This is a genomic window from Corynebacterium senegalense, from assembly GCF_900411315.1.
GTDB lineage: Bacteria > Actinomycetota > Actinomycetes > Mycobacteriales > Mycobacteriaceae > Corynebacterium > Corynebacterium senegalense.
Window position 1 is genome coordinate 655,475 of record NZ_LS990887.1, and the last position, 25,059, is coordinate 680,533.

Here is a 25,059-nt window from a genome sequence, read left to right on the forward strand (position 1 = left end):
CAGTATGGCACGCCCCGCCTCCCACCCCCGTTAGTAGGTGGGGCCAGCGAATCCGGGTCCCCGAAGGTGGAAGAATGGAGTCAAGCGGGTGCCCGCAGGCACCCCCGCGCCGCCCGCGCGGCGTGCAACGAACTTTTTACAGCTCAGGAGGCTGCCTTCGATGACGGAAAAGTCTACGGAGTACCCGGATCGTAACCTCGCGATGGAACTGGTGCGCGTCACAGAGGCCGCCGCGCTCGCTTCCGGCCGCTGGGTCGGGCGCGGGATGAAGGAGTCCGGCGACGGCGCGGCCGTCGACGCGATGCGCAAGATGATCAACTCCGTCAACATGGACGGCATCATCGTGATCGGCGAGGGCGAGAAGGACGAGGCCCCGATGCTGTTCAACGGCGAGAACGTGGGCAACGGCACCGGCGCCCAGGTCGACATCGCCGTGGACCCCGTCGACGGCACCACCCTGATGGCCGAGGGCCGCCCGAACGCCATCTCGGTCATCGCCGCCGCCGACCGCGGCACGATGTTCAACCCGAAGGACGCGTTCTACATGAACAAGATCGCCGTCGGCGCCGAGGCCGCCGGCAGCATCGACATCACCGCGTCCGTCGAACACAACATCAAGGCCGTGGCCAAGGCGAAGGGCGTCAAGCCCGCCGACGTCACCGTCGTCGTCCTCGACCGCCCGCGCCACGAGCAGCTGGTGCGCGAGATCCGCGAGGCCGGCGCGAAGGTGCGCTTCATCGCCGACGGCGACGTCGCCGGCGCGATCGCCGCCGCCCAGGACACCAACTCCATCGACATCGCGATGGGCATCGGCGGCACCCCCGAGGGCGTCATCACCGCCTGCGCCATGAAGTGCCTCGGCGGCGAGATCCAGGGCCAGCTCGCCCCCCAGTCCGACGCCGAGCGCGAGGCCGTCCTCGCCGCCGGCCACGACCTCGACCGTGTCCTCGGGCTCAACGACCTCGTCTCCTCCGACAACTGCTACTTCGCCGCCACCGGCGTGACCAACGGCGACATGCTGCGCGGTGTGTCCTACCGCAAGACCGGGGCCACCACCCGCTCGCTGGTCATGCGCGCCCGCTCCGGCACCGTCCGCTACATCGAGTCCATCCACCAGCTGGCCAAGCTGCAGTCCTACTCGGTGATCGACTACTCCGACCCGACGGACTAGGAACCGAGGGCGCCACTCTGTCGGCCCCGCTGCCCCGCCGCACCGCGACGGGGCATAATCAATACCCGAACCGCTTCCGGACATTTACACGCAAAGGAAAGACATTCATGGCTGATCAGGAATACCGCATCGAGCACGACACGATGGGCGAGGTCAAGGTGCCCGTCGACGCCCTGTGGCGCGCCCAGACCCAGCGCGCGGTGGAGAACTTCCCCATCTCCTTCCGCCCCCTGGAGTCCCAGCAAATCCGCGCCCTCGGTCTGCTCAAGGCTGCCTGCGCGCAGGTGAACAAGGATCTGGGCAAGCTCGACGCCGAGAAGGCGGACGCCATCATCGCCGCGGCGAAGGAGATCGCCGACGGCAAGCACGACGACCAGTTCCCCATCGACGTCTTCCAGACCGGCTCCGGCACCTCCTCCAACATGAACACCAACGAGGTCATCGCGTCCATCGCGAAGGCCAACGGCGTCGAGGTCCACCCGAACGACGACGTCAACATGGGCCAGTCCTCCAACGACACCTTCCCGACGGCCACCCACGTCGCCGCCACCGAGGCCGCCGCCACCGACCTCATCCCGGCCCTGAAGGTCCTGCACGAGTCCCTGTCCAAGAAGGCCACCGAGTGGCACGAGGTGGTCAAGTCCGGCCGCACCCACCTGATGGACGCCACCCCGGTCACCCTCGGCCAGGAGTTCTCCGGCTACGCCCGCCAGATCGAGCTGGGCATCCAGCGCGTCGAGGGCGTGCTGGCCCGCCTGGGCGAGCTGCCCATCGGCGGCACCGCCGTGGGCACCGGCATCAACACCCCGGCCGAGTTCGGCGGCAAGGTGACCGAGGAGCTGGTCAAGCTCACCGGCATCGAGCACCTTTCCGAGGCGGCGAACCACTTCGAGGCGCAGGCCAACCGCGACGGCCTGGTCGAGTTCTCCGGCGCGATGCGCTCCGTGGCGGTGTCCCTGTACAAGATCGCCAACGACATCCGCCTCATGGGCTCCGGCCCGCTCGCCGGCTTCGGCGAGATCCACCTGCCGGACCTGCAGCCGGGCTCCTCCATCATGCCGGGCAAGGTCAACCCGGTGCTGTGCGAGACCGCCACCCAGGTCTCCGCCCAGGTCATCGGCAACGACGCCGCCGTGGCGTTCGCTGGCACCCAGGGCCAGTTCGAGCTGAACGTGTTCATCCCCGTGATGGCCCGCAACGTGCTCGAGTCCTCCCGCCTGCTGGCCAACACCGCCCGCCAGTTCGCCACCCGCCTCGTCGACGGCATCGAGCCGAACGTCGAGCGCATGAAGGAGCTGGCCGAGTCCTCCCCGTCCATCGTGACCCCGCTGAACTCCGCGATCGGCTACGAGGCCGCGGCCAAGGTGGCCAAGACCGCGCTCGCCGAGGGCAAGACGATCCGCCAGACGGTCATCGACCTCGGCTTCGTCGACGGCGAGAAGCTCACCGAGGAGGAGCTGGACCGCCGCCTCGACGTCCTGAGCATGGCCAACACCGACCGCAACTAAGCGGCCTCGCTAAGATAAGCCCCCAATTCTTCACCGACTGGGGGTTTTCTCATGGCCGATTCCTTTACCGAGCTGCGCGCCGCGGGCGGCTCCACGCGCCCGTGGACCGTCGGTGCCGTCGCCGTCCTCGTCGTCGCCTCCCTCGCCGCGCTGGCCGCGGCCGTCTGGACCCTGTCGCGCCCCGCCGATCAGCGCAGCGCCATCCCCCAGGTGGTCACGGTCACCGCCCAGCCCGGCACCCCGGCGGACGGCGGGGCGGGGCCGACGCCGGGCACCTACACCGGCTGGCTGTTCTCGGCGGGCCGGGCGGGCGAGTCCGGCTGGAACGCTGTGCTCACGCTGGCCCCGCGCAGCGCGACGCTGACCCACCTCAACGACGGCTGTACCGAGCTGCTGCGCCGCGGAGAAGACGGGCAGTGGTCGGCGCAGCCGCTGCAGAAGAAATGCCCCGCCGCCGGGGGCGCGTGGACCCTGGAGGAAGCGGAGCCGGGCGTCGTCGAGCTGCGTCGCGAGGACGGCGGAAACGCGCTGGTGGAGGGGTCGCTCTCGCTGGACGAAGGGCAGCAGTAGAGGCCCGATTGGCAAATTGTTGCACTGGGTGTAATCTCGCACTCTGTGCAAAACGAATGCTGCGGATCACGCGAACGAAAGCGGCGCGAGACGCGGCGGCGCATAGTTGACAAGGCGATGGAGCTCGTCGAGGCCAAGGGCTTCGAAAACGTCACCGTCGAGGACATCTGCGAAGCCGCCGACATCTCCCGGCGCACCTTTTTCAACTACATGGACTCCAAGGACGAGGCCGTCCTGGGGTCCTTCCCCTTCGAACTGACCGACACCGCCCTCGAGGCGATCGCCACCACCCCCTCAGACAACGTCCTCGACCTCGTGTTCTCCAACATCGAGGTCGTGCCTGACGTGCTCAGCAGGGAGCTCCTGCTGCGCCGCCGCGCCATCCTCCGGCAGCACCCCCAGCTCGCCGGGGCGGCCTACGAGAGGAAGAGCGAGACACTGACGCGGCTCGGGCGGGCCGTCGAGAAGCACCTGACCCTCTTCCCCGAGGACCGCAAGCTTGCCGACGCCCCCGTGAGCCTCGAGGTCAACGCCATCGTCAACTTCTTCTACGTCTCCGTGGCCATGTACCTCAGCAACCCGGACTTCCCCGCTCACGGGGGACCCGGAATCGAACCGCTGCGTACCGCCGCGCAGCTTCACACCGACCTGGCAAAGGAGCTTAAGTGGTAGAAACCAAGACCTCGCAGGGGCCGCACATCGGCCTCATCTTCACCGCACTCATGACCACCATGCTCATGAGCTCGCTCGGGCAGATGATCTTCTCCACCGCCCTGCCCACCATCGTCGGCGAGCTCGGCGGCGTCGACCACATGAGCTGGGTCATCTCATCCTTCCTGGTCACCATGACCATCGCCCTGCCGATCTTCGGCAAGCTCGGCGACGGGCTCGGCCGCAAGTGGCTCTACATCACGGGCATCGCCTTCTTCCTCGTCGGCTCGACGATGGGCGGGTTCGCGCACACCATGACGCTGCTCATCATCGGCCGCGCGATCCAGGGCTTCGGCGCCGGCGGCATGATGGTCACCTCCCAGGCGATCATCGCCGAGGTGGTGCCCGCCCGCGAACGCGGCAAGTACATGGGAGCAATGGGTGCCGTCTTCGGCGTCTCCTCCGTGCTCGGCCCCGTGCTCGGCGGCTGGTTCACCGACGGACCGGGCTGGCGCTGGGGGCTGTGGATGAACATCCCGCTCGCGCTTATCGCCATGTCGATCTCCGCGGCCGTCCTGAAGCTGCGCAGGGGCTCGACCGAGGGCCTGAACTTCGACTGGCTGGGCACCCTGTTCATGGTGATCTCCACCTCGACGCTCATCCTCACCACGACGTGGGGCGGCACCCAGTACGAGTGGACCTCCCCCACGATCCTCGCGCTGATCGCCGCGGCCGTCACCTCCGCCGCCCTCTTCGTCGTGGTCGAGCTGCGCGCCACCAACCCGCTCATCCCGATGACGCTGTTCCGCAACCGGAACATGGCGCTCACCACGGTCGCGGGCCTCGTGCTGGGCATCGCGATGATGGGCAGCCTCGGCTACCTGCCCACCTACCTGCAGATGGTCCACGAGCTCACCCCCACCGAGGCGGGCCTGATGATGCTGCCCATGGTCATCGGCATGCTGGGCACCGGCGTCGGCGTCGGCTTCCTCATCTCCCGCAGCGGGCGCTACAAGGTCTTCCCCATCGTCGGCATGGCCATCACCGCCTTCGCGCTGTGGCTCTTCTCCGGCCTGGAGGTGACCACCCCGCTGACCACCCTCGGCCTCTACATGTTCGTCTTCGGCTTCGGGCTGGGCCTGGTCATGCAGGTACTCGTGCTCATCGTCCAGAACTCCTTCCCGCTCTCCGTCGTCGGCACGGCGACCGCGGCGAACAACTTCTTCCGCCAGATCGGCGGCGCCGTGGGCGCCTCGCTCATCGGCTCGCTGTTCGTGCACAACATGACGCAGAACCTGCAGGATCGCCTCCCCGCGGCGCTCGCCGCGATGGGCCCGCAGGCCGCGCCCTACGCGGAGGCCTTCACCTCGGGCTCCGCGCGCCAGTCGCTCACCCCGGCGGCCGTGAGCCAGCTTCCCGACTCCCTGCGTGAGGTCGTGCTGTCCAGCTACAACGACGGGCTGACCCCGATCTTCCTGCTGATCCTGCCGCTGGCGATCGTGGCGCTGGTCCTCCTCCTGCCGGTGCAGGAGGATCCGCTGCAGGAGACCGTGGGCTGATCTCCGCGCCAACCCGGGGCGCTAGGGGCGCTGGCGCTTCTCCTCCGGCTTGGGCAGCAGCAGCTCGTAAATGTCGGTGTCGCGCCACTCCCCCTCCATGTCGCCGTAGGTCATCTTCGCCATGTGGTGGAAGGTGCCCACCTTCTGGAAGCCGCGGGAGATGTGCAGACCCGCAGAGCCCTCGTTCTCCGGGAAGATCCACGAGTGGATGGACCACTTGTCCAGCTCGATACAGGTTTCGATGAGCTTGTCCAGGAGCGCCCCGGACACGCCGCGGCCGCGGGCGTCGGGGTGGGTGTAGATGGAGTCCTCGACCACCCCGTGGAAAACGGAGCGGGAGGATGCCTTTGCGGCGGAAACCCAGCCGAGGATCTTCGCGTCGTCGTCTGCGTCGGCGGCGACGAAGACGGTTTCCATGATCTTCTTCGCGGTGAATTCTTCCCAGGTCGGGCCGGCCGTCTCGTAGGTGGCGTGGCCGGAGTTCAGGCCCATTTCGTAAATAGCCCGGACCTGCGGATAGTCGTCGGGGCGGATGGGACGGAGCATGAAACCGTTCTGAGGCATGGGGCCTATTTTTCACACCCGCGCCACGGCGTGCAACAGAGCAATTCAGGGCCCCTTTCGGGGCCCTGAATCAGCTGCGTGGAGGGTTACTTCTGGGTGACGTTGGCGGTGAAGATGCCGTCCGCCCCGCGAACCCACTCGATGGTGCCGTGCTCGAACTCCTGGGTCCAGCCGGTGCCGTCGGCGAGCTCCTCCTCGGGGGCCGTCGGGAAGCCGAGCGAGGAGTCCGCGCGGACGTTGGTCAGCCAGTTGTTGGAGATCTCGCCCCACGTCGGCGCGCCACCCGTGTTCTCGTTCCAGGTGACGTAGTGCTCGGCGTCGTAGGCGACGATCCAGCCGTTGGCGGTCTCCTCAACGGAGACGGGCTCGCCCCAGTCGGCGCCGTACTCCTCCATCGCGTCGGAGACGCCCTGCGGGACCAACGTGGTGGCGCCGTCGGCGGTGGTGACCTCCACGGTCTCGCCCTCGCCCTCCTTGGCGCTGGTCTCGGTGGAGGTAGCCGCCGTGTCGGACTCCTTGGCGGAGGTCGTGGTGGACACGCTCGTCTCCGTGGCGGTGTCCTCCACCGTCGAGGTCGAGGAGGAAGAGGAGGACCCCTCGTCGGAGGAGCAGGCTACAAGGCCGGTGGCGAGAGCGAGGGCCGCGGCTGCGCCGGCGAGCTTCTTGTTGAGGTTCATGATTACACCTTTCATGTAGCTTTCACTTTCCCCCAACCCTACGGGAAACTCCCTAGCGGCGCTTCCGGCGCCTTTTCTTCCCGGCCTCCTTCCCCGCGGGCCGGGCCACGCGCGAGGAGTTGAGGGTGCGCCCCTTGGCCACCCCGACGAAGTCCTGGATAGCCTCCGAATCGGCCGACTTGTCCCACACGAGCGCGATCGTGGTCGGCGCTGCCTCTGCGTCGAGCAGCTCGAGGGGAACCACCTGCTTCTTGGACAGCACCTTCAGCAGCGGCCGGGGCGCGTAGGCGACACCGACGTTCGCGGCGACGACCTGCAGGGCGCCGCGCAGCTGCTCCGCCTTCTCGGCGGTCATGCCCGGTGTGTAGGTGAAGTTGACGATCTCCCCCTCCAGGTCGTCGCGGCGCACCGCCTCCCCAACCTCGGCGTAGACGGAATTCTTGGGCACGGCGACGCCGGGGCTTTCGTCATAAAGCCTCACGACGTGGTGGCCGCTTCCCACCCTGTCGTCGGGGAGGCGGGCGAGCGCGAGGTCGGCCTCCCCGGCGGCGAGCTCGGCGAGGGGGTCATCGGAGCCGCTCGCCGCGAGCCCGTGCGAGGTGCCCGCCTCGTAGCGGCGCAGCCACTTGCCGGGTTCGGTGCCTGTGACGAAGGAGAGCCTGAGCATGGGTTAATGCTACCGTCATGGCCATGACTGATCAGCAGCCCTCAGGCACCGCAATGAAGCCCGCCACCGCGGCGAAGAAGCTCGGCATCTACCTCCCGGCCACCCCGCCCGAGTTCCAGGCGGGCGCCGTCACCCACGCCGAGCTGCGCGAGCTGCAGGCGAACCCGCCGCAGTGGCTGCAGGAGCTGCGCCTCAACGGGCCCCACCCGCGCCCCGAGGTCGCGCGGAAGCTGGGCATCAGCATCACGGCGCTCAAGGCCAACGGGATGGATGCGCCGCTGACCACGGAGGAGATCCGGGGGCTGCTGGCGGACCAGCCCGAGTGGCTGCGAACGGCCCGCACCACCCTGGCTCAGGAGCGCGGGCCCGTCGACGGGGACGAAGCCTAGAGCATCTTCCAGTCTTCGAGGTCGGGGTAGAGGGGGTACTTCTCGGCGAGCTTGTCGACGCGCCCGTGCAGCGCCTCGACGTCCGCGGCCTCGCCCTTGATCAGCAGCTCCGCGATGATCTCGGCGACCTCGCGGAAGTCCTCGGCGCCGAAACCGCGGGTAGCCAGGGCCGGGGTGCCGATGCGCAGGCCGGAGGTGACCTTCGGCGGGCGCGGGTCGAAGGGCACGGCGTTGCGGTTGACGGTGATGCCCGCGCGGTGCAGCAGGTCCTCGGCCTGCTGTCCGTCCATGTCGGAGTCGCGCAGGTCTACGAGCACGAGATGGACGTCGGTGCCGCCGGAGACGACGTCGATGCCCGCCGCCTTCGCATCCTCCTGGGTGAGGCGCTCGGCGAGGATGCGCGCGCCCTCGAGGGTGCGCTGCTGGCGATCCTTGAACTCGGGGGTGCCGGCGATCTTGAAGGCGGTGGCCTTCGCCGCGATGACGTGCATGAGCGGGCCGCCCTGCTGGCCCGGGAAGACCGCGGAGTTGAGCTTCTTGTGCAGCTCGAGGTCGTTGGTGAGGATGAAGCCGGAGCGCGGCCCGCCGATCGTCTTGTGCACGGTGGAGGACACGACGTGAGCGTGCGGCACCGGGGAGGGGTGCAGCCCCGCGGCGACGAGGCCCGCGAAGTGCGCCATGTCGACCCACAGGTAGGCGCCGACCTCGTCCGCGATGGAGCGGAACTCGGCGAAGTCCTCCTGGCGCGGGTAGGCGGACCAGCCGGCGATGATCACCTTCGGCTTGACCTCGCGGGCCTGCTCGCGCAGCTTGGCCATGTCGATGGTGTGGGTGTCCTTCTCCACCTGGTAGGCGGCGACGTTGTAGAGCTTGCCGGAGAAGTTGATCTTCATGCCGTGCGTCAGGTGGCCGCCGTGGGCCAGGTCGAGGCCGAGGATGGTGTCACCCGGCTCCGCCAGCGCCATGAGGACGGCGGCGTTGGCCTGGGCGCCCGAGTGCGGCTGCACGTTGGCGTACTGCGCGCCGAAGACCTCCTTGGCGCGCTCGCGGGCCAGGTCCTCCACCACGTCGGCGAACTCGCACCCGCCGTAGTAGCGACGGCCCGGGTAGCCCTCCGCGTACTTGTTCGTGAACACAGAGCCCTGCGCCTGCAGGACGGAGCGCGGGACGAAGTTCTCGGAGGCGATCATCTCCAGCGTGTTGCGCTGGCGGCCGAGCTCGTTGACGATGGCCTCGTGGACTTCGGGGTCGAAGGAGGCGAGATCCTGGTAGCGGAGGTCTTCAGACACGTGCACCGGGTCCTTTCCGTGGGTTCGTGACATTGGCTGCGCCCGAAAATAAGGGCAGTACCTTGCAGTATATTCACCGTCCCCGGCGCGGGCACCCAGTCTCCCGCCGAAGCCCGCCGGGTGCGACAATGGGGGCCATGTCCCGCGCTGTCGAATCCAGCCCGTACCTCGACTTCACCCGCGAGTCGTGGCGCCAGCGCCGCGCCGCGTGGCCCCAGGTGCTCACCGAAGAGGAGGTCACCCAGCTCAGCGGCATCGGCGAAAGCCTCGACCTGAACGAGGTCGCCGAGATCTACCTGCCCATCTCCCGCCTGATCCACCTGCAGGTGCTGGCGCGGCAGAAGCTCACCGCCGCCACGGAGACCTTCGTGGGCAGCCCCATGCACGTCCCCTACGTGATCGGGGTGGCGGGCTCCGTCGCCGTGGGCAAGTCCACCACCGCCCGCGTGCTGCAGGTGCTCCTGCAGCGCTGGGAGTCCCACCCCCGGGTGGACCTGGTCACCACCGACGGGTTCCTCTGGCCCAACGAGGTGCTCAAGGAGCGCAAGCTCATGGGGCGCAAGGGCTTCCCCGAGTCCTACAACCGGCGCAAGCTCATGCGGTTTGTCACGGAGGTCAAGTCGGGCAACCCCGAGGTCGTCGCGCCCGTGTACTCGCACAATGCCTACGACATCGTTCCCGAGGAACAGCAGGTGGTGCGCCAGCCGGACATCCTCATCCTCGAGGGCCTGAACGTGCTGCAGACCGGGCCGACGCTGATGGTCTCCGACCTGTTCGACTTCTCCGTCTACGTCGACGCCGCCACCGCTCACATCGAGCAGTGGTACATCGACCGCTTCCTAAAACTGCGCACCACCGCCTTCCGCCAGCCGGGCGCGCACTTCGCCCGCTTCGCGGACCTAAGCGAGGAGCAGGCCACGCGCGAGGCCCGCGAGATCTGGCAGTCGATCAACCTGCCGAACCTCGTGGAGAACATCCTCCCCACCCGAGTGCGCGCCTCGCTCGTGCTGCGCAAGGGTCCGGACCACTCCGTCGAGCGGGTCCGCATGCGCAAGCTCTAGCTTGTCGACGCCCTCACTTGCCGAAGCGCCGGGAGCGCTGCGAGTAGTCCCGCAGCGCGCGCAGGAAGTCGATCTTGCGGAACGCCGGCCAGTACGTGTCGGTGAACCAGATCTCCGAGTAGGCCGCCTGCCAGAGCAGGAAGCCGCTGAGCCGCTGCTCCCCCGACGTGCGGATGACCAAGTCGGGGTCGGGCTGCCCGGAGGTGTAGAGGTGCTCGGAGACCGACTCGATGGTGACCTTCCGGGCCAGCTCGGCGGCGGGGACCCCGGCGGCGATGTTGGCGTCGAGAAGCGAGCGCACCGCGTCGACGATCTCCTGGCGCCCGCCGTAGCCAACCGCGATGTTGACGCTGAGGCCGGGCTTGCCGGTGGTCGTCGCGGCGGATCTGCGCATCCGCTCGGCGACGTGCGCGGGGAGCAGGTCGAGGTGGCCGACGAGCTTGACGCGGCAGGTGTAGTTCTCGGTGGCGAGGTCATCGACCACCTCCGAGATGATGTCGAAGAGCAGCTCCACCTCCTCGGTGGTCCGCTGCAGGTTCTCGGTGGACAGCAGGTAGATGGTCACGACGTCGACGCCCATCTCCGCCGACCAGCGGACCAGCTCGCCAATCTTCGCCGCCCCGGCACGGTGGCCGTGCGAGATGTCCGTGAACCCCGATTCGCGCGCCCACCGGCGGTTGCCGTCGGCCATGACGGCGATGTGCTTGGGACGCGCCTTCCCGCGAAGCTCGCGCCTCAGGCGGGCCTCGTAGAGGGGGTACAGGATCTTCGCTAGCGCAGTCACTCCTCTACCCTAGCCTGTCGCGGCGGGTGCTTTAGAGGATGGTCTTGCGGCGCCTGTCGAGCACCCCGGCCTCAGCCATCGCCTGGTCCAGGGCCTCCTCGTCGAAGGGGTCTATGCCGTGCGCCTCGGCGAACATGCGTCTCCGATTGAAGCGCGAGTAGCGGCGGTGGAAGGCGAAGCCGATGAAGAGCACCACCACGAGCAGGACCACGAGGATGAGCAGGCCGATCGGGGACGCCTTACCGAACTCCGGGCCGACCGGGGTCTGCGGCGGCGCCTGCGCCACGATCCAGCCGGAGGCGTTCGCGAGCGCGGGGCTGATGACGGGGTTGACCATTTACTTCTCCTTTGCGGGCGCGGTCTTCTCCGCGCCGTCGATGCCGGCGAACAGGTCCGTCTCCGGCGTGTCGGCGGGCACGCGCGAGGCCGCCAGCTCGAACTCCTCGGTCGGCCACGCGCGCTGCTGGTCCTCCACCGGGCTGGCCAGGAAGGCGCCCGCCGGGTCGATCTGGGTGGCGTGGGCGGTGAGCGCGGCGGCACGCTGGCCGAAGTAGGCGCTGCACTCGATCCGGGTGGTCACGCGGCCCATGATGTCGGCCTGGTTGCCCTCCCAGCGCTGGATCATCATGCCGTAGGGGCTCTTCACGCCGCGCTCAAGGAGCATGCCGTGGAGCAGCTTCATGCGCTGCAGGATGAAGCCGTGCGAGTAGTACAGCTTCAGCGGGGTCCACGCCTCGCCGAGCTCGGGCGCGTAGTCCGGGTCGCCCGCCCGCTCCCAGGCGAGCATGGACACCTCGTGCACCTTGAGGTGGTCCGGGTGCGGGTAGCCGCCGTTCTCGTCGTAGGTGATGATGACGTGGGGGCGGAACTCCCGGATCACACGGACCACGTCGCGGCACACCGTGTCACTGTCCTCCAGCGCGAAGCAGCCCTCCGGCAGGGGCGGCAGCGGGTCGCCCTGCGGCAGCCCGGAGTCGGCGTAGCCCAGCCACTCGTGCTCGACGCCGAGCGCGGCGGCGGCGCGGGCCATCTCCTCCTCGCGGACCTTCATGATGTTCTCCAGCACGCCCGGTCGGTCCATGGCCGGGTTGAGGATGTCCCCGCGCTGGCCGTCCGTGCAGGTGAGCACCTTGACGCGGTTTCCCTCCGCGACGTACTTCGCCATCGTCGCCGCGCCCTTCGAAGACTCGTCGTCCGGGTGCGCGTGGATGGCCAGGAGGCGCTTGCCGCTCACAATGTCCTCCAACTTTCTAGGCTTTCGTAGGGGCTTTTCATTAACCCGATTCATCTTAGTACCATCGCAACTGAAGTCATTTTCCCTACTCGCGCACCGCCTGCGGCGCGTTCACCCGGAGGATTGCACCGCCCGTGTCCACACCGAGCTCTCCCCACACACCCCGCGGGGCATCCAAACCCGCCGCCAGCCGACGCACCTCCGCCCGCTACGGCGGCGCCTCCGCCGCGCCCGCGACCAGCGGCATCGGGGGGAAGATCCTCGCCGTGGCCATCGTCGTGGTGGTCCTGCTCATCGCCGTCGCCTACGGGCGCAACGTGATGGAGCGGCGCGCCATCCCCGTCAAGGCCGATTTCATCTCCCAGGAGGCGGTCGACGACGCAACGACCCGCCTGTGGATCGACGTGACGCGCAAGGACCCCTCCGTCCCCTCCTACTGCATCGTCACCGCGCTGAGCTACGACTTCGCTGAGGTGGGGCGCCGCGAGGTGGCCGTGCCCGCCGGCGGCGAGGAACTCACCCGCATCGGGGTGGACCTCCCGGTGCGCGAGCCGGGCGTGTCCGGGCGTGTCTACGGCTGCTCCGAGGACATCCCCTTCTACCTGGACACCTCCGCCACGCATTACGAGGCCCGCTGAGGCCGCACCCCCGCCCGTGGTACGATTCGCCTGTATATTTGCACGTTTCCTCCGCGGTGACCGCCCCGACCGGCGCGTACCCGCGCGACGTATTTTCTAGGGAAGGCCCACACCTCATGGCTGAAACTCAGCAGCAGTACATCACCCCGGAGATGAAGGCCAAGCTCGAAAACGAGCTGCAGGCGCTCATCGATAACCGCCCGAACATCGCGGCCGAGATCAACGAGCGCCGCGAGGAGGGCGACCTGAAGGAGAACGCGGGCTACGACGCCGCCCGCGAGCAGCAGGACCAGGAAGAGGCCCGCATCAAGCAGATCTCCGAGATCCTGGCCAACTCCACCACCGAGCGCGCGGGCATTGTAGAGGGCGTCGCCCTCGTCGGCTCCGTGGTGCACGTGTACTACAATGGCGACGAGAACGACAAGGAAACCTTCCTCATCGGCACCCGCGCCGCCTCCACGGGCAACAAGGACCTGGAGACCTACTCGGAGAACTCCCCCCTCGGCGCCGCGGTCGTCGGCGCCTCCGAGGGCGAGACCCGCACCTACACCGCCCCGAACGGGCGGGAGATTTCGGTCACCATCGTCAGCGCCGCGCCGTATGATTCGGTTAAGGCCTCCACGCCCCGCGCGCAGTAGTTCCCCGCGCCTCAGCGCGCAGCTGTCATTTCATATCCGGAACTTCACAAAGCTTAAGGACTGATCCGTGAACTTCACTTCCTCCCGCACAGCAGCGGCTGCCGGTTTCTTCGCAGTTGCAGCCCTCGGCCTGGCCGCCTGCTCCCCTCCCGGCCAGGTTGATTCGGCGCAAAAGGTGGACACCGCGACCAGCCAGAACCCCGGCTCCCTGAACGGCGGCACCGAGCAGACCTCCGGCGCCCAGTCCACCAACGTCGCGGGCGCCTCCTCCGCCAGCGCCTCCGCCAACCCGTCGGCCGTCCCGGCCGGGACGCTGCCGGTGCTGCGCAACTGCGGCGAGGCGTCGCAGACCCAGCCGGCGCGCATCGTGCTGTCCTGCGCGGACCAGAACGACTACCTGGAGAACATCACGTGGTCCGACTGGGGCACTGACCTGGCCACCGGCACCGGCACCCGCGTCACCGTGGACCCGGACCGCCGCGAGACCGACATCGAGGTCATCCTGGGCAACCCGCAGCTCGTGGACGGCGAGCTGCAGTTCACCACCGTCACCGTCGACGGCGCCAAGATCAACCCGGAGAGCAACTACCGCTAACCGGCAGACAAAGAACCCCGCCTCTCTGTTCGGAGGCGGGGTTCTTTTTGTGCTTCGTGTCGGCGAGACTAGTCGCGGTTGAAGTAGGACAGCAGGCGCAGGATCTCGGTGTAGAGCCAGACCACGGTCACCGCGGGGCCGAGGGCGACGCCCCGGCGCTGTTCGCCCACGCCTCGCACCCGGACGTCGGACCCCGCGCCGGCTGTCCCGCGCACACGAGCTTGGAGGAGAGTCGGCGCTCCATCACCGACGTCTTATCCGGACCCGACACCTACGCGATCACGCTCGGCGGCGGGCCGATCGGGTGCGTTGCGCTGCACGAGGGGGAGGTCCCGGAGCTGGGCTATTGGGTGGCCGCGCCGTACTGGGGCCGTGGCATCGCCACCGAGGCGGCGGCCGCGTTGGTCGAGCACACCGATTACCCCCTCATCGTCGCCTCGCACGCGGAAGGCAACGTCGGTTCGCAGCGGGTTCTGCTCAAACTCGGGTTCCGGTTTACGCACACGGGTGAGAAGTGGCTGGCCCCGCTGGGCGTTTCGCGTCCGTCGCGGTTCTATACTCTGTCGCGATGAGCACCCCAACGATTGTGTGGTTCCGCGACGACCTGCGGCTGGCCGATAACGCCGCCTTGACCTGGGCGGCCGAGCGCGGCCCCGTCGTGGGGCTCTACGTCCACGAAACGGTGGGCCGGAGCCTCGGCCGGGCGGCAGCGTGGTGGCTGCGCCGCAGCCTCGATGCTCTGCGCGAAGCCTTGCCCGCCCCGCTCATTGAGCTCGAGGGCGACCCGCGCGAGATCGTCCCCCGCTTCGCCCGCGAGCTCGGCGCGGCGGTGACGTGGAACCGCCGCTACTACCTCACGGACGTCGATGCCGCGGTTAAGGAGGCCACCGGCGCCGTCTCGCACCCCGGCTACCTGCTCACAGAGCCCTGGGAGGTGCGCGCAAACCCGTACCGCGTCTTCACGCCGTTCTTCAACGCCGCGCGCAGTTTGCTTCTCGACGCCCCTCCCACGCCCCTTCCCGTCCCCGACATCACCCCGGCCGACATTGACCCCGCCACGGTGGACGCACCCGGCGAGCCCGCGTGGGCCGCTACGCTTGCGCAGCACAACACGCCCGGCGAAGACGCGGCCCGCGCACGCCTCGCCGAGTTCATCGCCTCCAGCGCCGACTACGACAACAACGCCCTCGACGGTCTCACCTCGGGCTTGTCACCGCACCTGCGCTTCGGCGAGATCAGCCCCGCCGAGGTGTGGCTCGCAGCCGTCGACGCGGGGGCGTGGGCGTTCGCGCGGCAGCTTCTGTGGCGCGACTTCGCCTGGCACCGCTACTACCACGTGCCCAAGATGGAGACGAAGAACGTCCGCGAGAAGTTCGACCGCTTCGACTGGGAGTGGACACCCAACGCTGTGCCCGGCACCACGGCCGCGGCGTTCGCGCAACCCGAAATGGACCCCGGCGCCCAGCACCTGATAGAGCTCGCGGCGTGGCAATCGGGGCGCACGGGCATCCCGCTTGTCGACGCCGGGATGCGCGAGCTCTGGGCGACCGGGCGTATGCACAACCGGGTGCGCATGGTCACCGGCTCCTGGCTGACAAAGAACCTTGGCATCCACTGGCGCCACGGCGAGGAGTGGTTCTGGGACACGCTTGTCGACGCCGACGCCGCCTCCAACGCGTTCAACTGGCAGTGGGTCGCGGGCTCCGGTGACGACGCCGCGCCGTACTTCCGCATCTTTAACCCGCTGACGCAGGCGGAGAAGTTCGACCCGCACGGCTCCTACGTCGCGCGCTGGCTGCCCGATACCGCCGACTACCCAGAGCCGATGGCGGACGTGAAGCAGTCGCGGCTGCGGGCTCTAGCGGCCTACGACGACATTAAGAACGGTTAAGGCGCGCGATTTCGCCGGTCAGCACGGTCGCGAAGGCGCACCACAGCGGGTAGGGGGCGAGCAGCAGCCCGCGCGTCGGCGAGCGGCGGTGCGCGCGGCGCACCAGGTCGGCTGAGGAGGCTGCGAGGGCGCCTGCCCAGAGCGTCGACAAGCGGCGGGCTCGCGAGCGGAAGAACACACCGCTCCAGCCGGCGTTGAGGACGAGATTCCCCGCGAGCGCGAGGGCGTCGTTACGCGCGGCGCGGGGCTCGCCCTCCTCCAGCGAATCGGCGATGGTGGTGGTGGCGATCACGGCGATGTCGATGTAGAGCAGAGTCCACACGATGGGAAACGCCGCCGCCGGGGGCTGCCAGGAGGGCTTCTTCAGCCGCGCGTAGCGGGCGGATTTCGGGTTGGTCAGAAGTGAGCCGGCGACGGCCGTGGCCAGCACGCCGAGGTGCACCGCGTTGGCGATGCGCCCGTAGCGCGCGGGGTGGGTGCCGCGCGCCGCGATCTCGACGGCCTCCTCGAAGGACTGGTTTCCGCCCTCGGGCGTGCCCACCAGCTTTTCCAAGTCGCGCTCCTTGAGCACGGTGTCCGAGGACACGGAGTCGAAAATCGGCAGGATCTCCTTCATCGACAGCGGCGTGAGCACGGACAGGCCGAAGGACGCGAGGCGACGGGTCATGATGGGCGCCGAGAGGAACGGCCTGCGACGCACGCCGACGACCTGGGTGTAGCGCTGCATCATATCCACGTACGGCATGGTGTCGGGCCCGCCGATGTCGAACGTGCGGTCCTGCTCAGCAGTCAGATCGGCCGCAGCGACGAGGTAGTGAACGACGTCGCGCACAGAGATCGGGGTGATGCGGTTGGTGATCCACTTCGGCGCCGCAAAAGTGGGCACGCGCTCGGAAACGTGGCGCAACAGCGCGAACGACAGCGAACCGTCGCCGATGACCACGCCCGCCTGGAGGGCCGCCGTGGGCACGCCAGCGGCGCGCAGCTCCTCGCCGACGCGCACGCGCGACTTCAGGTGCTCGGACATGTCCTCGTTGTCCGGGTGGAGCCCGCCGAGGTAGACGATCCTGCCGACGCCTTGCGCCGCGGCTACTTCGCCGAACTGGCGCGCCATCTTCGCCTCTTCCTCGGCGAAGCCGCTGCCCGACGACATCGAGTGCAGCAGGTACCAGGCGCAATCGACGCCGTTGAGCGCGCGGTCGACGTCAACCTTTTCGGCGGCGTCGCCCTCGACGATCTCGACCTCCCCAGTGTCGAGGTAGCGTGCCCAATCCATGGTCAGGGCCTTGTCGCGGCTGCGGCACAGGCAGCGCACCTTCCAGCCGCGTTCAACAAGGGCTTCGACGACGCGCTGGCCAATAAAGCCGGTTGCGCCGGTAACGAGAGCAAGTTTCATGCTGTTGAGTTTATAATTTTTAGCGATGCCACTTCCCAAGTACGCTTTCGTGGTCCCCTGTCTGCTCGGCGCGGCAGGGTTGTTCACCGCGCGCCTTGCCGGCGACGGCACCCCCGGCTTCTACGTCGCCACGGTGATCACCGCGATCGTGTACGCGCTGACGTGGTGGTACATGGGCTCGCGCCGCGCCTTCGCCGGCCCCCACGTGGCTTCGGAGATCGCACGCGGCGTCGCCATCGGCGCCGTCCTTGCCGTCGTGTTCGTGGCCGGCGCGGTGATTGTCAGCCGGATCCCGGCGCTGGCGGAGCCCGTGAGCCAGTTGCTCTCCACCACGGAGCGCGGCGGCATCGTGCCCACCCTGTTCGTCCTGCTCATCAACGGCATTGGCGAGGAGCTGGTCTACCGCGACGCGGTGCCGCGCCAGCTGCCCCCCGACCGCCGCGCAGTCGTGTCCATCGCACTGTACTGTCTGGTCACCGCCGCGATGGGCGTGTGGCTGCTGATCCTCGCCGCCGCGGTGATCGGCGCCGTCTCCTACTACGAGGCCGCGCGCAGTAAGCGCCTCTACTCATCCATCGCGCTCCACCTCACCTGGAGCATCGGTATGCTGTTTATCCTGCCGTTGTTCTTCCGCTAGGAAAGCCATGCCCCCTTCGCCGACCACCGTCGCGCTCGTCATCCCGTGCCTTGACGACGCCCCCCTCCTGGCGCGCTGTCTGGCGAGCGTCGATAAGCAAAAGCGGCCCTTTGACCACGTCATTGTGGTGGACAACGGCTCGAGTGACGACTCTGCCGCGGTGGCGCGCGCCCACGGCGCGATTGTGGTGGCCGAGCCGCGGCGCGGGGTGACGTGGGCGGCGCGCGCGGGTTATGACGCGGCTGCCGCGCGCGGGGCCGACCTCATCGTGCGCGTCGACGCGGACGTCGAGCTCGCTCCCAATTTCTGCGCCCGCTGGCTGCACGCCTGGGCCGACGCGTCGGCGTCAAAACTAGTCGTGGGGCTTACCGGCGCGGCGCGCTTCGACATCCCCGGCTTGCGCGGGCGGCTGCTCAGCGCCGCGTACCTGCGCGCATACAGATACAGTGTCGGCTCGGCGCTCGGCCACGCGCCGTTTTTCGGCACTAACTGCGCGTTCTCAGCAAGCTGGTGGGATCAAATCCGCGACTCGATCGATTCGAGCGACACGTTCGCGCACGACGATATGCTGCTTTCCTTTGCGGTGCGCGCGAACGAAACCGTACTGTACCGCCCGGACATTTCCGTGGCGATGGACGCGCGGGCGCTGCGCGGTGCCCGCCAGCTCGCGCGCCGCTTCGCGCGCGGGATGTACTCAATGCGCAAGGGCTTTTCCACCTCACCCCCGCAGCGTCGTCTCCTCGAGCGCGTATAGGGTCACTATTATGCATTCCCCCTCAATGCTGAGGCGTTACGACGCCATGTGCGAACGCGTCGCCGGAGACGTCATCGCGCACTACTCCACGAGCTTTTCGCTGGCGACGCGGTTCTTGGGCCCCCAGGTCCGCGCGGACGTGCGGAACCTGTACGCGATGGTGCGCATCGCCGACGAGATCGTCGACGGCGCGGCCGATGACCACGCCGCCGAGCTCCTCGACGCCTACGAGGCCCAGGTCGTCGCCGCCCCGCACGCGCGCTTCCACACCGACCCGGTGATCCACGCCTGGGCGTTGAGTGCCCGGCGCTGCCGCTTCTCCGAGGACCACGTGCGCGCGTTCTTCGCGTCGATGCGCCGCGACCTGAACCAATCCACCTACGACCCAGCCGACTTCGACGCCTACGTCTACGGCTCTGCCGAGGTCATCGGGCTGATGTGTGTGGCCGCGTTCGTGGCGGACGAGCCCGTCACCGCCACGCAGCGCGCCGAGCTGGATAACGGCGCTCGCGCGCTGGGCTCAGCGTTTCAGAAGGTCAACTTCCTGCGCGACCTCGCCGAGGACCGCGACGACCTGGGCCGCACCTACTTCCCCCAGCTGCGCGGCCGCGGAATCGACGACGCGGTCAAGGCCGAGCTTGTCGACGACATCCGCGCCGACCTCGCACGTGCCCGCCGCGCCATCCCGCTCATCCCCTCCTCAGCGCGCGGGGCCGTCGCCGCCGCGGAAGCACTGTTTAGCGAGCTCACCGAGCGTATCGACGCCACCCCTGCCGCCGCCCTGGCCACCACGCGCGTGTCCGTCCCGCGCCACCGCAAGTTGTACCTGACCGCCCGCGCCGTAAGGAGAAACCGTGGCTAACCGCACCGCTATCGTGATCGGGGCCGGCGTCGCCGGCCTTGCCACCGCCGCCCTGCTCGGCCGCGAAGGCTACGACGTCACCGTCGTCGAGCGCCTCGGCTCCTGCGGGGGCCGCTCGGGCGAAGAGACCGTCGAGGGCTACCGCTTCGACACCGGCCCGTCCTGGTACCTGATGCCCGACGCCTTCGACCACTTCTTCGCGCTGTTTGGCAAGCGCACCGCTGACCTTCTCGACCTGGTCGAGCTGACCCCGGCCTACCGCCTGTTCCCGGAAAACGCCGAGCCCGTCGACGTCATCTCTGGCCGCGAGGAGGCCATCGCGCTTTTCGACGCCCTGTCGCCCGGCGCCGGCCCCGCCTTAGGCGACTACCTGGATTCTGCCCGCGACACCTACGAGATGGCGGTCGAGCGCTTCCTGTACACCACGTTTAGCTCTCTGCGCCCGTTTTTCTCGCGCCGGCTCACCGACCTCGCTCGCTTGCTGACGGTGCCGCTAGACAAGTACGTCGCCGCGCGCTTTCACAACACGCGCCTGCGCCAGATCCTGACGTATCCGGCGGTGTTTTTGTCCTCGCACCCGGCGCGCACCCCGTCGATGTACCACCTGATGAGCCACACGGATTTGGTCCAGGGGGTGAAGTACCCGCAGGGCGGGTTCGCGGCCGTCGTCGATGCGCTTGAAGCCCTGGCGCGCGACAACGGCGCCTCAATCCGCCTGAACTCGGATGTCACCGCTATCTCCTACGCTGGCTCGCGCGCGACCGGGGTGCGCCTGGCCAGCGGCGAGACCATCGAGGCGGATATAGTCGTCTCCGCCGCGGACCTGCACTTCACCGAGACGCGCCTGCTGCCGCCGGCGAAGCGCACCTACCCGGAAAAATGGTTCGGCTCCCGCGATCCGGGCCTGGGTACGGTGCTCCTCATGCTGGGCACCGACGTGAAACTGCCTCAGCTGGCCCACCACAACCTTTTGTTCAGCGAGCACTGGGACGACGACTTCGACGCGGTGTTTGACGGGCCCGTCGCCACGCGGCCTCTGAACTCCTCGCGCTCGATTTATGTCTCCATGCCTTCCGCGACGGACCCGTCCACCGCCCCGCCGGGTGGCGAGAACCTGTTCGTCCTCGTGCCGGTGCCCGCCGCTTCGGAGTTCGGCCACGGCGACATGTACAACGACCGCGCCTCCGCTGCCGTCGACGCGATTGCTGACGCCGCGATCGAGCAGATCGCCGAGTGGTGCGACACCCCCGACTTGCGCAAGCACATTCGTGTCCGCCGGAGCCTCGGCCCGAGCGACTTCGCGCAGCGCTACCACGCCTGGTCGGGCGGCTCCATCGGCCCGGCGCATACCCTGCGCCAGTCCGCGTTCCTGCGCGGCAAGAACGTCTCCGCCAAGCTGGACAACCTCTACTACGCGGGGGCAACAACCGTGCCGGGCGTCGGCGTGCCGATGTGCCTGATCTCGGCCGAGAACGTGATCAAGCGTCTGCGCGGCGACCGCTCCCCTGGCCCCCTGCCGGAGGAGTTCTAATGGCCTTCGCGTACCTGACGTTTCTGCTGCTCAGCATCGTCTGCATGGTGCTGTGCGACTGGCGGTTCACGCTCGCGTTCTTCGCCGACGCACGCCGCGCCGCGCTGCTGTCGGCTGCGGTGGTCGCGCTGCTTCTGCTGTGGGACGCGCTCGGCATCGCCACGGGCACCTTCTTCCGCGGCGACTCCCCGTTCATGATCGGCGTCGAGCTCGCGCCCGAAATGCCTCTTGAGGAGCCGATCTTTTTGTTCTTCCTGACCTACCTCACGCTGAACGTGACCTCCGGCGCGCGAAAGGTGGTTGGCCCGTGACGTACCTGTTGATCAGCCTCCCGTTTCTGCTGGGGGCAGCGGTGCTGTGGGTGGGGCGTCGTCACGCGTATGCCTCCCAGTTCAAGGTGACCGCGATCGTGGCTGCGGTGTTGCTGACGCTGACGATCGTGTTCGACAACCTGATGGTCGCCGCAGGCCTGGTGGAGTACGACGGCGCGAACAACCTCGGCATTTACCTGGGCCTTATCCCCGTCGAGGACCTGTTCTACACCGTGTTCGTCTGCCTCGTGGTCACCGCCCTGTGGCCGGGGAAGGCCTCATGATCCGCGCCATCCTTGCCGCATCGCGGCCGATTAGCTGGGTCAATACCGCGGTGCCTTTCGCCCTGGCCTACCTGCTGGACACCAGCCGTTTCGACTGGCTCCTGCTCGTCGGCTTCGTGTTCTTCCTCATCCCGTACAACATCGCGATGTACGGCATCAACGACGTGTTCGATTACGAGTCCGACATTCGCAACCCGCGCAAGGGCGGGATCGAGGGCGCCGTGCTGCCGAAAAGCCTGCACTGCCCGTTACTCATCGCAGCGGGCGTGACGACGCTCCCCTTCGCGCTCGTCCTCTACGCCGCAGGCACCTGGGCCTCAGCGCTCTGGCTCACGCTCGCGCTGTTCGCGGTCTACGCCTACTCGGCCCCGCCGTTTCGGTTCAAGGAAACTCCCGTCCTCGACTCGGTGACGTCCTCGGCCCACTTCACAGTGCCAGCGCTGGTTGGCGCCACGATAGCCGACCCCGCGGTTTCCCGTGGGTTCTGGCTGGCCACGGCCGCGTTTCTCTTGTGGGGGATGGCGAGCCACGCGCTTGGCGCCGTCCAAGACGTCGTCGCCGATCGCGAGGGGGGCCTGAGCTCGATTGCGACAGGGCTCGGTGCCCGGCTGACCACTCGGCTGGCCTGCGGCGGGTACGCCATCGCTGCCCTACTGTGCTTCGCCCTGCCCGTCCCGGGCTGGGTCGTGGGTGTGCTCGGGCTCGGCTACGCCGCGAATGCGCTGCGCTTTGCCAACGTCACCGATGAGACGTCGGCCGATGTGAACCGGGCATGGCGAGTGTTTCTGTGGCTGAACTTCGCCACTGGCGGTGTGATCACCATTGCCGTGCTCTTTTTCCTGTTTCCGCCCTCGTTTTAGGATAGCTTGGGGCGCAAACATAGTATGCGTGCCCACACGATAGCCCTTAACCTGTGCGCCGCCCTCGCGTGCGCGCCCCTCGCCCAGGCCTCGCCGATCTACGATTCGGAGCTTATTGTCCCCGCACCCCAGGGCGCTGCCGGGACGCTGCTCGCGACCACCCCGCTTGACCCGAACGTGGGGCTGGGCAGCGCGGCGGCGCAGTATCGCTTCGCCTACACCACCACCAACCAGCACGATGCGCCCGCCGTGTCCACTGGGATGATCTTCGTGCCCCGCGGTAGGTCAAGTCCGGTGGTGTAGTGAGTTCACCGGTCAGGATCAGGCGTGCTGCCCCGTCTTCGGAGATGTTGTTCTCTTGTGCAACCTGTGCGCGGTAGTGCCGGATCAACGCGTGGGTGGTGTTGTCGCACTCAATCGTGGTGCCCGAGCGCGCACCGAGTTCATAGTCGTGGGCCACGAACGCATCCTGTGGGCGGGTGCGGCGGGTGCGTTTAGCCGCGTCGTACCTCACGGTCGTGTCCAGCTCGGCAATCAACCGTCTCAGCCGGTGCGTGATGGCTTTTGGTGTCAACAACGGTTGGTTGGGTTTCGCGGCGGCAAACACCTCCACCAAGTACGCGTCAAGACGGGCATACACCTCAGCGTCAACGTCGGGGCCCAGCTCCGCAATGGCGGTATCAATACCGGCAAGGCGTGTGATATCCAGCAGGCGTGTGGTGTGTTGAATCTCGCGTAGCCCCGGTAGGTCGCCTAGGGCGTGTTTCATAAAATTTTGAGCCATGCGACGGCGGCAGCGATGACGACGCCTGCCCGGTAGACGAGTGCGTGTTTGTCGTATCGGGTTGCCAGGCCGCGCCACTGCTTGAAGTTACAGAACCGGCGCTCGACGACATTGCGGCCTTTGCACGAGACGGTGTCGAATGCCGGTGGTCTGCCGCCGCGGGATCCTTTGCGTTTGCGGTTGGCGATGCGGTCTGCAGGCTCGGGGATCGTCGCGGTGATACGGCATTTGCACAGATAGTCGCGTACCTGACGGGATGACTAGGCTTTGTCGGCGCGAAGTTCATCCAGGCGCGTTCGCCGTCGCCCGCAGGTACGCGGCACGCGCAGGTTTTCCAGCAGGGGGACGCACATCGGGTTTCCCCCACCCTGGCCGGGCCCGATGAGCACCACCAGCGGCATGCCGTTGCCGTCGACGAGGGCGTGAATTTTTGTCGACAGCCCGCCGCGTGATCGCCCAAAGGCATGGTCGGCGGGCTCGTTAGGCGCATTGCTGTAATTCGACCCAGCCTGCTGTGTGGCGGGTGATGTTCGTCGCGTGCTGGTGGGCGCGGTTGATCGTGGAGTCCACGCTGACCGACCAGTCGATTTTGCCTTCGGCGTCGGCCTGCGCCAGGAGCCGGGTCACAATCACATCCCACGTCCCGTCGCAGGCCAGGCGGTGGTGCCACCGGTGGACGGTTTGCCAGGAGCCGAATCATTCCGGCAGGTCCCGCCAGGGAATACCGGCGCGCAGCCGGGAGGAGAATGCCTTCAACGGTGCGGCGAGGGTCCGAGAAAGGACAACCTGGCCTTCCGGTGGGTTTGGGCAACAGGTCAGCAAACAAGTCGAACTAGGAATCCGTGAGCATCTGGAAACGCGACATACGACACGGCGTCCCACACACTCGCCACCCCCAATATGAGACACGCCCTAGTCGCGGTTGAAGTAGGACAGCAGGCGCAGGATCTCGGTGTAGAGCCACACCACGGTCACCGCGAGGCCGAGGGCGACGCCCCAGGCCATGTTCGCCGGCGCGCCCGTGCGCACCAGGCGGTCGGCCACATCGAAGTCCTGGAGGAAGCTAAGCGCCGCAAGAACAATGCAGACCAGGCCGAAGATGATGGACAGCGTTCCGCCGTCGCGAAGCGGGTTGAGCGGCGTGAAGATGGCGAGCAGGAAGTTGCCCAGGGCCATCACGGCAACGCCGATGATCGCGCCGGTGAGGATGCGGTTGAAACGCGGGGTGACGCGGATCGCGCCCGTCTTGTAGACGAAGAGCATGCCGAAGAACACACCCAGGGTGCCCAGGATCGCCTGGAAGATCATCGCGCCGGCGTTCGCCCCACCGATCATGTAGCCGCTCAGGATCAGGGAGAAGCCGCCGACGAAGAGGCCCTCGAAAACCGCGTAGGTGAGCGTGACGGCCTTGCTGCCGAACTTCCGGCCGAAGGAGTGGACCAGCACCGTAATAAAGCCGCCGATCGCGCCGACGAAGGTGAGAATCATCGCCAGGCCCTCGTTGCCCGCGGCGGCGAGGCCGAAGTTGAGCACCGCAAACAGGACGATGACGCCGAGGGTGATGCCGGACTTGGTGACCACGTCGTCGATGGTCATCGGACGCTCCGCGTCGAGGCCAGCCGAGGGGGCGGGCGCGTAGCCGTAGCCGCCGCGATCCTGCGCCCCGGGGAGAGAGTTCAGCACGGGGTTATTGGTTTTCACTGTGCCCGTTTCCTTTCATCATGGGTTCACATCTTCCGGGGGTGACGCCGGCT

30 protein-coding genes and 1 pseudogene are annotated in these 25,059 nt (G+C 67.9%); 20 read left to right on the top strand and 11 right to left on the bottom strand.

Annotation, left to right across the window (positions count from 1 at the left end):
- Positions 1–160 precede the first annotated feature (160 nt).
- From glpX to DYZ02_RS03180, 5 genes are all read left to right on the top strand, one after another.
- Entirely contained in the window at positions 161–1,171 is a 1,011-nt protein-coding gene (glpX, locus tag DYZ02_RS03160; protein ID WP_115684948.1) for a class II fructose-bisphosphatase, read from the top strand.
- Between the two features lie 107 nt (positions 1,172–1,278).
- Complete coding sequence (locus tag DYZ02_RS03165) at positions 1,279–2,679, top strand: class II fumarate hydratase (protein WP_115684949.1); 1,401 nt, start codon at positions 1,279–1,281, stop codon at positions 2,677–2,679.
- A gap of 51 nt (positions 2,680–2,730) precedes the next feature.
- Positions 2,731–3,249 carry a hypothetical protein gene (locus DYZ02_RS03170; protein ID WP_115684950.1) on the top strand — a complete coding sequence of 173 codons (519 nt, stop codon included), beginning with the start codon at positions 2,731–2,733 and terminating at the stop codon, positions 3,247–3,249.
- 45 nt (positions 3,250–3,294) lie between these two features.
- The gene (locus tag DYZ02_RS03175) at positions 3,295–3,921 is read left to right on the top strand and encodes a TetR/AcrR family transcriptional regulator (protein WP_281268962.1); all 627 of its coding nucleotides are present in this window, start codon (positions 3,295–3,297) and stop codon (positions 3,919–3,921) included.
- 50 nt (positions 3,922–3,971) lie between these two features.
- Complete coding sequence (locus DYZ02_RS03180; RefSeq protein ID WP_115686348.1) at positions 3,972–5,459, top strand: MDR family MFS transporter; 1,488 nt, start codon at positions 3,972–3,974, stop codon at positions 5,457–5,459.
- A gap of 21 nt (positions 5,460–5,480) precedes the next feature.
- Here DYZ02_RS03180 and DYZ02_RS03185 read toward each other — a convergent pair whose 3' ends face one another.
- The 3 genes from DYZ02_RS03185 to DYZ02_RS03195 all read right to left on the bottom strand — a co-directional run bounded on the left by DYZ02_RS03185 (position 5,481) and on the right by DYZ02_RS03195 (position 7,367).
- Positions 5,481–6,023, bottom strand: a complete 543-nt coding sequence (locus DYZ02_RS03185) for a GNAT family N-acetyltransferase (RefSeq protein ID WP_115684952.1) — start codon at positions 6,021–6,023, stop codon at positions 5,481–5,483.
- 86 nt (positions 6,024–6,109) lie between these two features.
- Positions 6,110–6,700 (bottom strand): LGFP repeat-containing protein, encoded by a 591-nt coding sequence (locus DYZ02_RS03190; protein WP_115684953.1) that lies wholly within the window; start codon positions 6,698–6,700, stop codon positions 6,110–6,112.
- 52 nt (positions 6,701–6,752) lie between these two features.
- Positions 6,753–7,367 (bottom strand): LysR substrate-binding domain-containing protein, encoded by a 615-nt coding sequence (locus tag DYZ02_RS03195; protein WP_115684954.1) that lies wholly within the window; start codon positions 7,365–7,367, stop codon positions 6,753–6,755.
- Positions 7,368–7,390: 23 nt separating this feature from the next.
- Between DYZ02_RS03195 and DYZ02_RS03200 the strand changes: the two genes are divergently transcribed.
- The gene (locus tag DYZ02_RS03200; RefSeq protein ID WP_115686349.1) at positions 7,391–7,756 is read left to right on the top strand and encodes a DUF5997 family protein; all 366 of its coding nucleotides are present in this window, start codon (positions 7,391–7,393) and stop codon (positions 7,754–7,756) included.
- On the opposite strand, the gene glyA is transcribed toward DYZ02_RS03200, so the two are convergent.
- Entirely contained in the window at positions 7,753–9,045 is a 1,293-nt protein-coding gene (gene glyA / locus DYZ02_RS03205; RefSeq protein ID WP_115686350.1) for a serine hydroxymethyltransferase, read from the bottom strand. The genes DYZ02_RS03200 and glyA overlap by 4 nt on opposite strands.
- A gap of 137 nt (positions 9,046–9,182) precedes the next feature.
- On the opposite strand from glyA, the gene coaA reads away from it, so the two are divergent.
- Positions 9,183–10,106, top strand: a complete 924-nt coding sequence (gene coaA, locus DYZ02_RS03210) for a type I pantothenate kinase (RefSeq protein ID WP_115684955.1) — start codon at positions 9,183–9,185, stop codon at positions 10,104–10,106.
- A 13-nt stretch (positions 10,107–10,119) separates the two neighbouring features.
- On the opposite strand, the gene DYZ02_RS03215 is transcribed toward coaA, so the two are convergent.
- The 3 genes from DYZ02_RS03215 to mca are packed head-to-tail and all read right to left on the bottom strand — an operon-like array spanning position 10,120 to position 12,124.
- Positions 10,120–10,890, bottom strand: coding sequence for an isoprenyl transferase (locus DYZ02_RS03215; protein ID WP_115684956.1), 771 nt, complete (start codon positions 10,888–10,890; stop codon positions 10,120–10,122).
- 31 nt (positions 10,891–10,921) lie between these two features.
- A complete protein-coding gene (locus tag DYZ02_RS03220) occupies positions 10,922–11,227 on the bottom strand; it encodes a hypothetical protein (RefSeq protein WP_245945603.1) in 306 nt (101 codons plus the stop codon).
- Positions 11,228–12,124 carry a mycothiol conjugate amidase Mca gene (mca, locus tag DYZ02_RS03225; protein WP_115686352.1) on the bottom strand — a complete coding sequence of 299 codons (897 nt, stop codon included), beginning with the start codon at positions 12,122–12,124 and terminating at the stop codon, positions 11,228–11,230.
- Between the two features lie 134 nt (positions 12,125–12,258).
- Between mca and DYZ02_RS03230 the strand changes: the two genes are divergently transcribed.
- The 3 genes from DYZ02_RS03230 (at position 12,259) to DYZ02_RS03240 (ending at position 13,995) form a co-directional block, all read left to right on the top strand.
- The gene (locus DYZ02_RS03230; protein ID WP_245945605.1) at positions 12,259–12,762 is read left to right on the top strand and encodes a DUF4307 domain-containing protein; all 504 of its coding nucleotides are present in this window, start codon (positions 12,259–12,261) and stop codon (positions 12,760–12,762) included.
- A gap of 116 nt (positions 12,763–12,878) precedes the next feature.
- A complete protein-coding gene (gene greA / locus DYZ02_RS03235; RefSeq protein WP_115684957.1) occupies positions 12,879–13,400 on the top strand; it encodes a transcription elongation factor GreA in 522 nt (173 codons plus the stop codon).
- A 67-nt stretch (positions 13,401–13,467) separates the two neighbouring features.
- Entirely contained in the window at positions 13,468–13,995 is a 528-nt protein-coding gene (locus DYZ02_RS03240; protein ID WP_115684958.1) for a hypothetical protein, read from the top strand.
- 68 nt (positions 13,996–14,063) lie between these two features.
- On the opposite strand, the pseudogene DYZ02_RS11520 reads toward DYZ02_RS03240, so the two are convergent.
- A pseudogene (locus DYZ02_RS11520) lies at positions 14,064–14,147 on the bottom strand (Bax inhibitor-1/YccA family membrane protein); the annotation flags it as partial.
- A gap of 6 nt (positions 14,148–14,153) precedes the next feature.
- Here DYZ02_RS11520 and DYZ02_RS03245 point away from each other — a divergent pair.
- Both DYZ02_RS03245 and DYZ02_RS03250 read left to right on the top strand, forming a co-directional pair.
- Positions 14,154–14,567: a GNAT family N-acetyltransferase gene (locus DYZ02_RS03245; protein ID WP_245945837.1), complete on the top strand. Its 414-nt coding sequence runs from the start codon at positions 14,154–14,156 to the stop codon at positions 14,565–14,567.
- Positions 14,564–15,886, top strand: a complete 1,323-nt coding sequence (locus DYZ02_RS03250; RefSeq protein ID WP_115684960.1) for a cryptochrome/photolyase family protein — start codon at positions 14,564–14,566, stop codon at positions 15,884–15,886. The genes DYZ02_RS03245 and DYZ02_RS03250 overlap by 4 nt, the downstream gene beginning before the upstream one ends.
- Here the strand turns inward: DYZ02_RS03250 and DYZ02_RS03255 are convergent.
- On the bottom strand, positions 15,873–17,282 hold the full coding sequence (locus DYZ02_RS03255) for an SDR family NAD(P)-dependent oxidoreductase (protein ID WP_115684961.1): 1,410 nt from the start codon (positions 17,280–17,282) through the stop codon (positions 15,873–15,875). The genes DYZ02_RS03250 and DYZ02_RS03255 overlap by 14 nt on opposite strands.
- A gap of 25 nt (positions 17,283–17,307) precedes the next feature.
- On the opposite strand from DYZ02_RS03255, the gene DYZ02_RS03260 reads away from it, so the two are divergent.
- From DYZ02_RS03260 to DYZ02_RS11310, 8 genes are read left to right on the top strand one after another with little or no spacing between them, the layout of a single operon-like run.
- Positions 17,308–17,919, top strand: a complete 612-nt coding sequence (locus tag DYZ02_RS03260; protein ID WP_115684962.1) for a CPBP family intramembrane glutamic endopeptidase — start codon at positions 17,308–17,310, stop codon at positions 17,917–17,919.
- 7 nt (positions 17,920–17,926) lie between these two features.
- Positions 17,927–18,673 carry a glycosyltransferase family 2 protein gene (locus DYZ02_RS03265; protein WP_115684963.1) on the top strand — a complete coding sequence of 249 codons (747 nt, stop codon included), beginning with the start codon at positions 17,927–17,929 and terminating at the stop codon, positions 18,671–18,673.
- A gap of 7 nt (positions 18,674–18,680) precedes the next feature.
- Positions 18,681–19,535 carry a phytoene/squalene synthase family protein gene (locus tag DYZ02_RS03270; protein WP_425451033.1) on the top strand — a complete coding sequence of 285 codons (855 nt, stop codon included), beginning with the start codon at positions 18,681–18,683 and terminating at the stop codon, positions 19,533–19,535.
- The gene (gene crtI / locus DYZ02_RS03275; protein ID WP_115684965.1) at positions 19,528–21,066 is read left to right on the top strand and encodes a phytoene desaturase family protein; all 1,539 of its coding nucleotides are present in this window, start codon (positions 19,528–19,530) and stop codon (positions 21,064–21,066) included. Before DYZ02_RS03270 ends, crtI begins: the two co-directional genes overlap by 8 nt.
- Positions 21,066–21,377 carry a lycopene cyclase domain-containing protein gene (locus tag DYZ02_RS03280; protein WP_115684966.1) on the top strand — a complete coding sequence of 104 codons (312 nt, stop codon included), beginning with the start codon at positions 21,066–21,068 and terminating at the stop codon, positions 21,375–21,377. Before crtI ends, DYZ02_RS03280 begins: the two co-directional genes overlap by 1 nt.
- Positions 21,374–21,661 carry a lycopene cyclase domain-containing protein gene (locus DYZ02_RS03285; RefSeq protein WP_115684967.1) on the top strand — a complete coding sequence of 96 codons (288 nt, stop codon included), beginning with the start codon at positions 21,374–21,376 and terminating at the stop codon, positions 21,659–21,661. The genes DYZ02_RS03280 and DYZ02_RS03285 overlap by 4 nt, the downstream gene beginning before the upstream one ends.
- Complete coding sequence (locus DYZ02_RS03290; RefSeq protein WP_115684968.1) at positions 21,658–22,521, top strand: prenyltransferase; 864 nt, start codon at positions 21,658–21,660, stop codon at positions 22,519–22,521. The genes DYZ02_RS03285 and DYZ02_RS03290 overlap by 4 nt, the downstream gene beginning before the upstream one ends.
- A 24-nt stretch (positions 22,522–22,545) precedes the next feature.
- Positions 22,546–22,824 carry a hypothetical protein gene (locus tag DYZ02_RS11310; protein WP_181896881.1) on the top strand — a complete coding sequence of 93 codons (279 nt, stop codon included), beginning with the start codon at positions 22,546–22,548 and terminating at the stop codon, positions 22,822–22,824.
- Positions 22,825–23,785: 961 nt separating this feature from the next.
- Here DYZ02_RS11310 and DYZ02_RS11465 read toward each other — a convergent pair.
- The gene (locus DYZ02_RS11465) at positions 23,786–23,932 is read right to left on the bottom strand and encodes a hypothetical protein (protein ID WP_220272198.1); all 147 of its coding nucleotides are present in this window, start codon (positions 23,930–23,932) and stop codon (positions 23,786–23,788) included.
- Positions 23,933–24,217: 285 nt separating this feature from the next.
- Entirely contained in the window at positions 24,218–25,006 is a 789-nt protein-coding gene (locus DYZ02_RS03305; RefSeq protein WP_115684969.1) for a Bax inhibitor-1/YccA family protein, read from the bottom strand.
- Between the last annotated feature and the right edge of the window lie 53 nt (positions 25,007–25,059).

Coding starts and splice junctions, on each gene's coding strand:
- DYZ02_RS03255 (WP_115684961.1), bottom strand. CDS start 17,282: ATGAAACTTGCTCTCGTTACCGGCGCAACCGGCTTTATTGGCCAGCGC.
- DYZ02_RS03165 (WP_115684949.1), top strand. CDS start 1,279: ATGGCTGATCAGGAATACCGCATCGAGCACGACACGATGGGCGAGGTC.
- DYZ02_RS03170 (WP_115684950.1), top strand. CDS start 2,731: ATGGCCGATTCCTTTACCGAGCTGCGCGCCGCGGGCGGCTCCACGCGC.
- DYZ02_RS03180 (WP_115686348.1), top strand. CDS start 3,972: ATGACCACCATGCTCATGAGCTCGCTCGGGCAGATGATCTTCTCCACC.
- DYZ02_RS03195 (WP_115684954.1), bottom strand. CDS start 7,367: ATGCTCAGGCTCTCCTTCGTCACAGGCACCGAACCCGGCAAGTGGCTG.
- DYZ02_RS03290 (WP_115684968.1), top strand. CDS start 21,658: ATGATCCGCGCCATCCTTGCCGCATCGCGGCCGATTAGCTGGGTCAAT.
- DYZ02_RS03185 (WP_115684952.1), bottom strand. CDS start 6,023: ATGCCTCAGAACGGTTTCATGCTCCGTCCCATCCGCCCCGACGACTAT.
- DYZ02_RS03260 (WP_115684962.1), top strand. CDS start 17,308: ATGCCACTTCCCAAGTACGCTTTCGTGGTCCCCTGTCTGCTCGGCGCG.
- DYZ02_RS03265 (WP_115684963.1), top strand. CDS start 17,927: ATGCCCCCTTCGCCGACCACCGTCGCGCTCGTCATCCCGTGCCTTGAC.
- DYZ02_RS03280 (WP_115684966.1), top strand. CDS start 21,066: ATGGCCTTCGCGTACCTGACGTTTCTGCTGCTCAGCATCGTCTGCATG.
- coaA (WP_115684955.1), top strand. CDS start 9,183: ATGTCCCGCGCTGTCGAATCCAGCCCGTACCTCGACTTCACCCGCGAG.
- DYZ02_RS11310 (WP_181896881.1), top strand. CDS start 22,546: ATGCGTGCCCACACGATAGCCCTTAACCTGTGCGCCGCCCTCGCGTGC.
- DYZ02_RS03200 (WP_115686349.1), top strand. CDS start 7,391: ATGACTGATCAGCAGCCCTCAGGCACCGCAATGAAGCCCGCCACCGCG.
- DYZ02_RS03220 (WP_245945603.1), bottom strand. CDS start 11,227: ATGGTCAACCCCGTCATCAGCCCCGCGCTCGCGAACGCCTCCGGCTGG.
- DYZ02_RS03250 (WP_115684960.1), top strand. CDS start 14,564: ATGAGCACCCCAACGATTGTGTGGTTCCGCGACGACCTGCGGCTGGCC.
- glpX (WP_115684948.1), top strand. CDS start 161: ATGACGGAAAAGTCTACGGAGTACCCGGATCGTAACCTCGCGATGGAA.
- DYZ02_RS03190 (WP_115684953.1), bottom strand. CDS start 6,700: ATGAACCTCAACAAGAAGCTCGCCGGCGCAGCCGCGGCCCTCGCTCTC.
- greA (WP_115684957.1), top strand. CDS start 12,879: ATGGCTGAAACTCAGCAGCAGTACATCACCCCGGAGATGAAGGCCAAG.